Raw genomic sequence first — 9433 nt, forward strand, 5'->3', positions numbered from 1 at the left:
CCCCTGTTCCAGCGCCCCGCTCATCCGCTTCCCCCTCGCCCTCTCCACCCGGACCGCGTGACACTACCGCGCGGTACGATCGCTCCGCCATGGAGATGAATGCCAGCTACACCAGCTTTGTCGCGCTCGGTGACTCCTTCACCGAGGGCATGTCCGACCTCCTGCCCGACGGTTCCTACCGCGGCTGGGCGGACCTGCTCGCGGCCCGGCTCGCCGCCCGGACCCCCGGCTTCCGCTACGCCAATCTCGCCGTACGCGGCAAGCTCATCGGCCAGATCGTCGACGAGCAGGTCCAGCCCGCCGCCGCGATGCGGGCGGACGTGGTGACTCTGGTGGGCGGCCTCAACGACACACTGCGCCCCAAGTGCGACATGGGCCGGGTGCGCGCACTCCTCACCGAGGCCGTCGAGACGCTGGCACCGTCCTGCGGACAGCTCGTCCTGATGCGCAGCCCCGGCCGCAACGGCCCGGTCATGGAACGCTTCCGCCCCCGTATGGAAGAGCTCTTCTCCCACATCGAGGACCTCGCCGCCAAGCACGACGCCCTCGTCGTCGACCTGTACGGCGCGGCCGTGCTCGGCGATCCGCGCCTGTGGGACGTCGACCGGCTCCATCTGACCGGCGAGGGCCACCGCCGGGTGGCCGAGGCGGTCTGGCAGAAGCTCGGCCTTCCCCCCGAGGACGACTGGCTCGCCCCGCTGTCGAACGGGCCGCGTCCGCGCTGGGCGTCGCGCCGCGTGGCCGACGCGCGGTTCGCCCGGCAGCACCTCGCCCCGTGGATCGGCCGCCGCCTCACCGGCAGGTCCTCGGGCGACGGCCGCCTGGCGAAGCGCCCGGAGCTGCTCCCGTACGACCTCACTCCGCCCGTGGCGGACGGACCGGGGACGGCGTCCGGCGACGTGACCGCGCTCTCGTAGCAAGCCACAAACCGGACCGGGGCGCTGGCCTGCAGAAATCGCCAGTAGAATCTGGACACGTGACTGCTGTGTCTGCGAAGCCTCGCATCCCCAATGTCCTGGCCGGCCGCTACGCCTCCACGGAGCTGGCCGTCCTCTGGTCCCCCGAGCAGAAGGTGAAGCTGGAGCGTCAGCTCTGGCTCGCCGTGCTGCGCGCGCAGAAGGACCTCGGGATCGAGGTGCCGGACGCCGCCCTCGCCGACTATGAGCGCGTACTCGATCAGGTCGACCTCGCCTCGATCGCCGAGCGTGAGAAGGTCACCCGCCACGACGTGAAGGCGCGGATCGAGGAGTTCAACGCCCTCGCCGGGCACGAGCAGGTCCACAAGGGGATGACCTCCCGCGATCTGACGGAGAACGTCGAGCAGCTCCAGATCCGGCTCTCCCTGGAGCTGATGCGCGACCGGACCGTGGCCGTCCTCGCCCGGCTCGGCAAGCTCTCCGGTGAGTACGCGGAGCTGGTCATGGCGGGCCGCTCGCACAACGTCGCCGCGCAGGCCACCACCCTGGGCAAGCGCTTCGCCACCGCCGCCGACGAGCTGCTCGTCGCCTACGGCCGCCTGGAGGAGCTGCTCGCCCGCTACCCGCTGCGCGGCATCAAGGGCCCCGTCGGCACCGCCCAGGACATGCTCGACCTGCTCGGCGGCGACGCCTCCAAGCTCGCCGAGCTCGAACAGCGCATCGCCGGTCACCTCGGCTTCTCCCACGCCTTCACCTCCGTCGGGCAGGTCTACCCCCGCTCCCTCGACTACGACGTCGTCACCGCCCTGGTGCAGCTCGCCGCCGCCCCCTCCTCGGTCGCCAAGACGATCCGTCTGATGGCCGGACACGAGCTGGTCACCGAGGGCTTCAAGCCGGGCCAGGTCGGCTCGTCCGCGATGCCGCACAAGATGAACACCCGCTCCTGCGAGCGCGTCAACGGCCTGATGGTCATCCTGCGCGGCTACGCCTCGATGACCGGCGAGCTCGCCGGCGACCAGTGGAACGAGGGCGACGTCTCCTGCTCGGTCGTCCGCCGGGTCGCGCTGCCCGACGCGTTCTTCGCCTTCGACGGTCTGCTCGAGACCTTCCTCACCGTGCTCGACGAGTTCGGCGCCTTCCCCGCCGTCGTGGCCCGCGAGCTGGACCGCTACCTTCCCTTCCTCGCCACCACCAAGGTGCTGATGGCGGCGGTACGCGCCGGGGTCGGCCGCGAGGCCGCGCACGAGGTCATCAAGGAGCACGCCGTCGCCTCCGCGCTCGCCATGCGCGAGCAGGGCGCCGAGCGCAACGAACTCCTCGACAAGCTGGCCACCGACGACCGTATGCCGCTCGACCGCGCCCAGCTCGACGCCCTGATGGCCGACAAGCTGTCCTTCACCGGTGCCGCCGGTGACCAGGTCGCCGCTCTGGTCTCCCGTATCGAGGAGATCGTCAAGCAGCACCCGGCCGCCGCCGCGTACACTCCGGGTTCGATCCTCTGACCCGGCCCCGGGCCGACGACGTCACCGACGGGACCACACGATGACTCCCGAGGAACTCCAGGCCGCTCGCGACAACGTCATTCCCGACGTGGTCGCGGGCGGTCTGTCCGTGCTCTTCTGCGGCATCAACCCCGGTCTGATGTCCGCCGCCACCGGCCACCACTTCGCCCGTCCGGGCAACCGCTTCTGGCCGGTCCTGCACCTTTCGGGCTTCACCCCGCGCCGGCTGAAGCCCTCCGAGCAGAACGAACTGCTCACCTACGGCCTCGGCATCACCAACGTCGTCGCCCGGGCGAGCGCCCGGGCCGACGAGCTGAGCGCCGAGGAGTACCGCGAGGGCGGCCGTATCCTCACCGCCAAGGTCGAACGGCTCCGCCCGCGCTACCTCGCCGTCGTCGGCGTCACCGCCTACCGCACCGCCTTCGACGATCGCAAGGCCCGCATAGGCCCCCAGACCCGCACCATCGGCGACACCCGCGTCTGGGTCCTGCCCAACCCCAGTGGTTTGAACGCCCACTGGACGGCCGAGACGATGGCCGAGGAGTTCGCCCGCCTACGAGTGGCGGCGCAGGCGGAACCTGACCCGACGGCCGGCTAGCGCCGGACGGCTGGCGGCTGGCGGCTGGCGGCTGGCGGAAACCATCTCGCCCCTGGCCCAGTGTGTGCGCCCCCAGCGCCGCGTCCAGCAGCACTGCCGAGCTCCCGACCCCCCTTCTCCTCACCTGGCCGCTTCCGGCCCCCGCCTCCGCAGACGGATGTCCGTGTCCATCGCATAGCTCTGTGTCCAGGTGCGGCCCGCGTCCGACTTCCAGGTGACATGTGCCGTCGAGATCGCCCCCTCGACCTTCACCCGGTCGACGGTCATCGACCGGTCGCCGTCGCGTACGTCACCCCGGCGCAGGTCCTGCGCCTTGACCGACACGGGCTCGCTCGGCGCCAGGTTCTCCGCCTCGTCCGCCGCCCGCACCAGCGCCGCCGCCAGCTCCCGGGCCTGCGCGGGGGTGAACTCGGCCACCGACGCCTCACCCCCGCCGGCGAAGCCGGTCATCTGCACCAGACCGTCCGCCACGACGGACACTTCCGTCGTACCGCCACCCAGGTCCGCCACTGCGTACGTCATCACGATCTCCTCACCCGCCGGCAGGAGACGGCGACGCATCAGGACGTTACGCCACGGCGGACCACCGAACCGCCGGGCCTCACCCTGCGGCCGTGCCTCTCCCCCGTACGGCAGGTCGCCCCGCACGCCCTACGGCGGATCGACCTCCGTCACCACCGCCAGCAGCTGGAACTCCAGTTCCGTGTCCCACTGCGAGACGCCGACGGCGACCCAGCGGCCGTCCGCCTGCCAGATGTGGACATAGGGAACGCTGTTGCTCAACTCGTCCCATGGCGCGGCTATCTCCTCTCCTTCCATGCCCCGGGTCAACACGCTCCAGAGACTGACCATCTGCGCCGCACCCCACCGCCGGCTCAACAGCCCGGCCAGTGCCTCGCACTCGGCCTCGTACTGCTCCTCCACTTCGACGCGTCTGCTGCCGTCGTCATCCCAGAAGTCCTCGCTGGTGCTGAGCTCCACCAGGTGGTAGCCGGGACCGCTGGTGATCGCTCCCGACCTGCCGCGCTCCGCGGGGAAGTCGCGGGCGCGCAGCAGGTCGATGACTTCGAGATGCCGTGCGGTGGTCATGCAGTCAGTAAACCCGCAGCCACTGACAATTCGTCCGTCAGGCGTCCCGCCGCCGCAGCGTCCACCAGCCCGCCGCCACGGCCAGGGCGCTCCACGCGGCGAGAACCGCCATACCGCTCCAGGCCCCCAACGGCCCTTCCGGGTGGAGCAGAAGGATCTGCCGTCCGGCCCGGTCCGGCAGGAAGTCCTGGGCGCCGCCACCCTCCGACACGTCCCCGACCACGAAGGGCACGATCAGGAACAGCGGCACCAGCACGCTCATGGCCCCGGTGACACTGCGCAGCAGGGCCGCGAGGCCCGCGGCCAGCAGGCTGAGCAGGGCCAGGTACAGGGCGCATCCGATCACCGCGCGCAGTGCCCCGGGATCACCGATGCCTATGCCGAACCCCTTGTCCATGAGCGCCTGGCCGGACAGGAAGGAGGTCAGGCTGGTGACGAGACCCATGACGAGGACCAGCCCACCGATCACAGCCAGTTTCGCTCTGTAGAACAGCCCCCGGTCGGGCACGGCGCCGAGCGAGATCCGTATTCCTCCGTTCTTGTACTCCGCGGCCATGGCTGTCGCCCCGAAGGTGAGCGCCGCCATCTGCCCGAAGTTCAGGCCGTAGTACGAGAAGAGGACGGGGTCGAAGTCGGTACTGTCGGGCTCCGGGCGACCCAGCGTGGCGCAGACGAGGACGGTCAGCCCGGCTGTGGCCAGGAACACGGATATCAGCGACCCGACGAGAGAGCGCAGCGAGCGGACTTTGATCCACTCGGCGTGGAGAACCGCGGGGAACGACATGGCTCATACCTCCTGGTCGCGGTGGGGGTTTCCGGACATTGCGGACGCGAACTCCGCCTCGCCGGCTGTCAGGTCGAGGTAGGCCTGCTCCAGCGTGGCTTCCTCCGTCGCCAGTTCCAGGATCGGGATGCCTTCCGCCGCGGCGATCGGTCCCACGTCCTCGACCCGTGCGCCCTCGACTATCCAGCGGCCGTCCTCACCCTGGACGGGTGCGAAACCCCGGGAGGTGAGGACCGTGCGCAGACGGCCGCCTTCGGTGGTCCGCAGACGCACCCGCGGCTGGATGCGCGAGTCGATGAAGTCCTGCATGGCGGTGTCGGCGAGCAGCCGTCCCCGGCCGAGGACGACGAGGTGGTCGGCGAACGAGGCGGTCTCGTTCATCAGATGACTGGAGACCAGGACGGCCCGGCCCTGCCGTGCGAGCCCGCGCATCAACTCCCGTATCCAGATGATCCCTTCCGGGTCGAGTCCGTTGGAGGGCTCGTCGAGGATCAGCACCGCGGGATCGCCGAGCAGGGCCGCGGCGATGCCGAGCCGCTGGCGCATGCCGAGGGAGAAGGTCTTGACACGCCGGTCCGCCACACTGGCGATTCCCGCCTCTTCCAGCACCTCGTCGACACGGCGGACCGGTATGCGGTTGCCGGCCGCGAGGGCGCGCAGATGATTCCGCGCGGTGCGCGAGCCGTGAGCGGCCTGGGCGTCGAGGAGCGCGCCGACGTGGTGCAGCGGTTCGTCGTATTCCGCGTACGGGCGGCCACCGACGGTGGCGGTGCCGGAGGTCGGCCGGTCCAGGCCGAGCACGAGGCGCATGGTCGTGGACTTGCCGGCGCCGTTGGGGCCGAGGAAGCCGGTGACCCGGCCGGGCCGCACGCTGAACGTCAGGCGGTCCACGGCGCGGGTGGTTCCGTACTCCTTGGTGAGCTCTTGGACGTCGATGCTGGTCATGTCTCAACATTCGCCGTCGTGCCAGGTCCTGGGCCTCCCCCGGGCGGGGGGATCATCTCCCCCGCCCGGGGGAGCCGCGGCGATTCGGGCGCTGGCACGATGGCGACATGTTCCGCTTCCTCCGCCCGCTGGGCCGCTCCGTGACGTACACGCGATGGCTGCATCTGTCGATGCCCGTCGCCGTGTACGGCATTTGGCTGTTCATCGACATGGAAAAGCCCTATGTCCCCTTCCTCGCGCTGCTGTTGATAGGGCTGGTACCGGCCGTGCGCCTGGCCGAGGGCATACAGGTCCAGTTGCTCGTCGTGCCGAAGGAGCGTGGCCGGCACGACGCGACGGTCTCCGCTGCCCCGTCGGCCGTTTGGGCCGAGCGCTGGCGGACCGTCGCGTGGTTGGAGATCCGGCTGGCCCTCGCGCTGGTGACCATGGTGATATCGGTATGGCTCCCCATGATCACGTACGAGTTGCTGACCGCTCCCGCGGGCAGTGGGACGAGCGAAGTCCCCGTGCTGCGCGACATGGCACCGCACTGGTGGTGGTGGGTGCTCGCGCCGCTGCCCCTCCTCCTCATGCTCGGTTGCGTCACCGCCCTCGGAGAGCTGAATGCCGCCCTCGCGCGGCAACTCCTTGGCCCGTCGAAGGAGGAGCGGCTGACCGCCCTGGAGGAACGGACGGAGCAACTGCTCGAACGCAACCGGATCGCGCGTGAAATCCATGACTCGATCGGGCACGCCCTGACCGTCGCCGTGGTGCAGGCAGGCGCTGCCCGGACCGCGGGAGATCCGGCGTTCACGGCCAGGGCGCTGGCAGCGATCGAGGAGACCGGCCGGGCGGCACTGGACGACCTGGAGCGCGTCCTGCTGGTCCTGCGTGAGAGCGGGGGCCCGGTGGGACAGCGGCCGACGCTCGACGAGGCCGACCGGCTGCTCGAATCGGCGCGGGCGTCGGGGGCGAAGGTGGAGGTCGAACTGAGTGGCCCGCTGACCTCGGTGCCGGGCCCCGTCTCCAGGGAGGGGTACCGGATCCTTCAGGAGGCGCTGACCAATGTGCTGCGGCACTGTGGACCGGTGCCCGTGCGGGTGCGGATAGCGGTGTTGCGTGAGCGATTAGAGCTCGATGTGACGAATCCGCTGCCGGGTTCCGTACCCGGCGGACAGGGCGGCAGCGGGCTGCGCGGTATACGGGAAAGGGCGGCGCTGCTGGGTGGCGAGGCCCGTTCGGGTCCTCAGGAAGGAGAGTGGAGGGTGCGCGTCCGGCTACCGCTGGACGGCCTGCGCTGATGGGCCGCCCGGCAGGTCTTTGTTCGGGTCCCGCGGGCTTCGGTCCCGCCAGCCTCGGTGGTGCCGGTTTCGGTCCTGCCAGCTTCGGTCCTGCCGCGTAGGCCTAGGTGGCCAAGCGGGAGCCGGTGCGTGCGGCTGCCAGGCGGAGGAGGCCGGCGGAGGCGTGGGGTCCCCCTGGTGGAGCCAAGCCGAGACCTCCGGGGAGTCGTCAACCGGCGGCAGCACCGCAGACGTGCGTGCCGGCCCCGCGAGCCAGCCCCCGCGAGCCGGGCAAGATCCGAACACGCCCTAGGGTGGACGGATGCCGGTCACCGTTCTTCTCGTCGACGACGAACCCCTGGTCCGCGCGGGTCTGCGGGCCGTTCTGGAGTCCCAGCCCGATATCGAGGTGGTGGGCGAAGCCGCCGATGGCGCCGCCGTCATCCCGCTGGTGCGCCAGTTGCGCCCCGATGTGGTGGCGATGGATGTGCGGATGCCGCTGCTCGACGGCATAGAGGCCACCCGGGCGGTGCTGCGCACCGTGCAGAACCCGCCGAAGATCCTGGTGGTCACCACGTTCGAGAACGACGAGTACGTGTACGAGGCGCTGCGGGCGGGTGCCGACGGGTTTCTGCTGAAACGGGCCCGGCCCGCCGAGATCGTGCACGCGGTGCGGCTGGTCGCGGAGGGCGAGTCGTTGCTGTTCCCCGCGGCGGTCCGTGCGCTCGCGGCCGAGTACGGCAACCGGGAAGCGAAGGCGGCGCTGGACAAGGCGGCGCTCACGGAGCGTGAGGCGGCTGTTCTGCGGCTCATGGCGCGCGGGCTCAACAACGCGGAGATCGCCGCCCGGCTGATCGTCGGTACCGAGACGGTGAAGACGCATGTCAGCGCCGTCCTGGCCAAGTTGGGCGCCCGGGACCGGACCCAGGCGGTCATCGCGGCGTACGAGTCGGGTTTCGTGGCTCCCAGCTGATGCGTCTCCGTGACCATCCGCCACTCGCCGTCTACCTGACCAGCGAGTACGATCCGGCAGAAACGCGTACGAGCTGGGAGGACACACGTTGGGGCGGCTGACCGGCGGGGATCCCTCTCTGCTGCGGCGGATCAATTCCGCAGTGGTTCTCCATGCACTGCGTGGGGCGGAATCCCCCACGCTGACCGATCTCACCCGGATCACCGGTCTGTCGAGACCGACGGTCGAGGGTGTGGTCGAAGGGCTCATGGAGGGCGGTCTCGTCGTCGAGTCGGCTCCCGAGGAGGGTGAGGCGCGCCGCCAAGGGCGTCCCGCGCGCCGGTTCAGGTTCAGGGCCGAGGCGGGCCATCTGCTGGGCATCGAGATCGGCCCGCACCGGGTGGCGGCGCTGCTGTCCGGGCTCGACGGCCGGATCGTGGGCGCCGGGTCCCGCGAGGTGTCGGAGACGGCCTCCGCCGACGAGCGGCTGGAGAAGGTCAGGGCGACGGTCGCCGATCTGCTGCGGCGGGCCGGCGTGGCGCGCAGCTCGCTCCGCGCGGTCGGTGTCGGCAGCCCCGGCATAGTGGAGGCCGACGGCACCGTACGGCTGGGGACGGCACTGCCCGAGTGGACCGGTCTGCCCCTGGGCGAGCGGCTGCGGCGGTCGTTCCGCTGCCCCGTCCTGGTCGAGAACGACGCCAACGCGGCGGCCGTGGCCGAGCACTGGAAGGGGGCGGCGACCGACTCCGACGACATCGTCTTCGTCCTGGCGGGGCTGAGCCCCGGAGCCGGATCGCTGATAGGCGGGCGGCTGCACAGGGGCTTCGGCGGCGCGGCCGGCGAGATCGGCGCGCTGCATTTGCTGGGCCGCGACGTGACGCCGGAGAGGCTGCTGTCGACGACCGAGGAACCGTTGCACCCGTTGGACGAGCAGGCGGTCGCGGATGTGTTCGCCCTGGCCAAGCGGGGTGACAGCGGGGCGCAGGAAGCGGTCGAGCGGTTCATTCAGAGGCTGGTCCACGATGTGGCGGCGCTGGTGCTCGCGCTCGACCCGGAGCTGGTGGTCGTGGGGGGCTGGGCGGCGGGCATCGACGGGGTACTCGAACCCCTGCGGCAGGAGCTGGCGCGGTACTGCCTGCGTCCACCGCGGGTCGCCCTCTCGCTGCTCGGCGAGGCGGCGGTGGCGACCGGTGCGCTGCGGCTGGCGCTCGACCATGTCGAGGAGCAGTTGTTCGCGGTCGAGGGTACGGTGACGGCCCGCCGCTGAGCGGGCGAACGGGCAAGCGGCGGGCAAGCGGGCGGCCGGGTGAGCGAGCGGTGCGCCTGCCATTGGTCGGCCATGCCTGGCGAAGCCCGTGGTTGGCCTGGCCCCTCTGGGCGCCCCGAC

The 9433-nt window shown here is 71.0% G+C and carries 10 protein-coding genes; 6 read left to right on the forward strand and 4 right to left on the reverse strand.

Features of this window, described 5'->3' with window-relative positions; genetic code table 11:
* Positions 1-89 precede the first annotated feature (89 nt).
* Genes ACJA3G_RS21435 through mug form a run of 3 tightly spaced genes read left to right on the forward strand, consistent with a single transcriptional unit; the run spans position 90 to position 3017 of the window.
* Entirely contained in the window at positions 90-917 is an 828-nt protein-coding gene (locus ACJA3G_RS21435) for an SGNH/GDSL hydrolase family protein (RefSeq protein WP_406554637.1), read from the forward strand.
* Positions 918-976: 59 nt separating this feature from the next.
* On the forward strand, positions 977-2419 hold the full coding sequence (gene purB, locus ACJA3G_RS21440; protein ID WP_406554638.1) for an adenylosuccinate lyase: 1443 nt from the start codon (positions 977-979) through the stop codon (positions 2417-2419).
* Positions 2420-2459: 40 nt separating this feature from the next.
* Positions 2460-3017 carry a G/U mismatch-specific DNA glycosylase gene (gene mug / locus ACJA3G_RS21445; RefSeq protein ID WP_406554639.1) on the forward strand — a complete coding sequence of 186 codons (558 nt, stop codon included), beginning with the start codon at positions 2460-2462 and terminating at the stop codon, positions 3015-3017.
* 120 nt (positions 3018-3137) lie between these two features.
* Here the strand turns inward: mug and ACJA3G_RS21450 are convergent, their stop codons facing one another.
* The 4 genes from ACJA3G_RS21450 to ACJA3G_RS21465 form a co-directional block, all read right to left on the reverse strand.
* Positions 3138-3539 (reverse strand): hypothetical protein, encoded by a 402-nt coding sequence (locus tag ACJA3G_RS21450; RefSeq protein WP_406554640.1) that lies wholly within the window; start codon positions 3537-3539, stop codon positions 3138-3140.
* 129 nt (positions 3540-3668) lie between these two features.
* The gene (locus ACJA3G_RS21455) at positions 3669-4106 is read right to left on the reverse strand and encodes a hypothetical protein (RefSeq protein ID WP_406554641.1); all 438 of its coding nucleotides are present in this window, start codon (positions 4104-4106) and stop codon (positions 3669-3671) included.
* A 37-nt stretch (positions 4107-4143) separates the two neighbouring features.
* Entirely contained in the window at positions 4144-4890 is a 747-nt protein-coding gene (locus tag ACJA3G_RS21460) for an ABC transporter permease (RefSeq protein ID WP_406554642.1), read from the reverse strand.
* A 3-nt stretch (positions 4891-4893) separates the two neighbouring features.
* Complete coding sequence (locus tag ACJA3G_RS21465) at positions 4894-5835, reverse strand: ABC transporter ATP-binding protein (RefSeq protein WP_406554643.1); 942 nt, start codon at positions 5833-5835, stop codon at positions 4894-4896.
* A gap of 107 nt (positions 5836-5942) precedes the next feature.
* On the opposite strand from ACJA3G_RS21465, the gene ACJA3G_RS21470 reads away from it, so the two are divergent.
* The 3 genes from ACJA3G_RS21470 (at position 5943) to ACJA3G_RS21480 (ending at position 9313) form a co-directional block, all read left to right on the forward strand.
* A complete protein-coding gene (locus ACJA3G_RS21470) occupies positions 5943-7115 on the forward strand; it encodes a sensor histidine kinase (protein ID WP_406554644.1) in 1173 nt (390 codons plus the stop codon).
* A gap of 301 nt (positions 7116-7416) precedes the next feature.
* Positions 7417-8067, forward strand: a complete 651-nt coding sequence (locus ACJA3G_RS21475) for a response regulator (RefSeq protein WP_406554645.1) — start codon at positions 7417-7419, stop codon at positions 8065-8067.
* Between the two features lie 88 nt (positions 8068-8155).
* Positions 8156-9313 (forward strand): ROK family transcriptional regulator, encoded by a 1158-nt coding sequence (locus ACJA3G_RS21480; RefSeq protein WP_406554646.1) that lies wholly within the window; start codon positions 8156-8158, stop codon positions 9311-9313.
* Positions 9314-9433: the final 120 nt, after the last annotated feature.

It is taken from the genome of Streptomyces sp. YS-3 (assembly GCF_045257485.1).
Classification (GTDB): Bacteria; Actinomycetota; Actinomycetes; order Streptomycetales; family Streptomycetaceae; genus Streptomyces.

Coding starts and splice junctions, on each gene's coding strand:
- ACJA3G_RS21435 (WP_406554637.1), top strand. CDS start 90: ATGGAGATGAATGCCAGCTACACCAGCTTTGTCGCGCTCGGTGACTCC.
- mug (WP_406554639.1), top strand. CDS start 2,460: ATGACTCCCGAGGAACTCCAGGCCGCTCGCGACAACGTCATTCCCGAC.
- ACJA3G_RS21450 (WP_406554640.1), bottom strand. CDS start 3,539: ATGACGTACGCAGTGGCGGACCTGGGTGGCGGTACGACGGAAGTGTCC.
- ACJA3G_RS21455 (WP_406554641.1), bottom strand. CDS start 4,106: ATGACCACCGCACGGCATCTCGAAGTCATCGACCTGCTGCGCGCCCGC.
- ACJA3G_RS21460 (WP_406554642.1), bottom strand. CDS start 4,890: ATGTCGTTCCCCGCGGTTCTCCACGCCGAGTGGATCAAAGTCCGCTCG.
- ACJA3G_RS21465 (WP_406554643.1), bottom strand. CDS start 5,835: ATGACCAGCATCGACGTCCAAGAGCTCACCAAGGAGTACGGAACCACC.
- ACJA3G_RS21470 (WP_406554644.1), top strand. CDS start 5,943: ATGTTCCGCTTCCTCCGCCCGCTGGGCCGCTCCGTGACGTACACGCGA.
- ACJA3G_RS21475 (WP_406554645.1), top strand. CDS start 7,417: ATGCCGGTCACCGTTCTTCTCGTCGACGACGAACCCCTGGTCCGCGCG.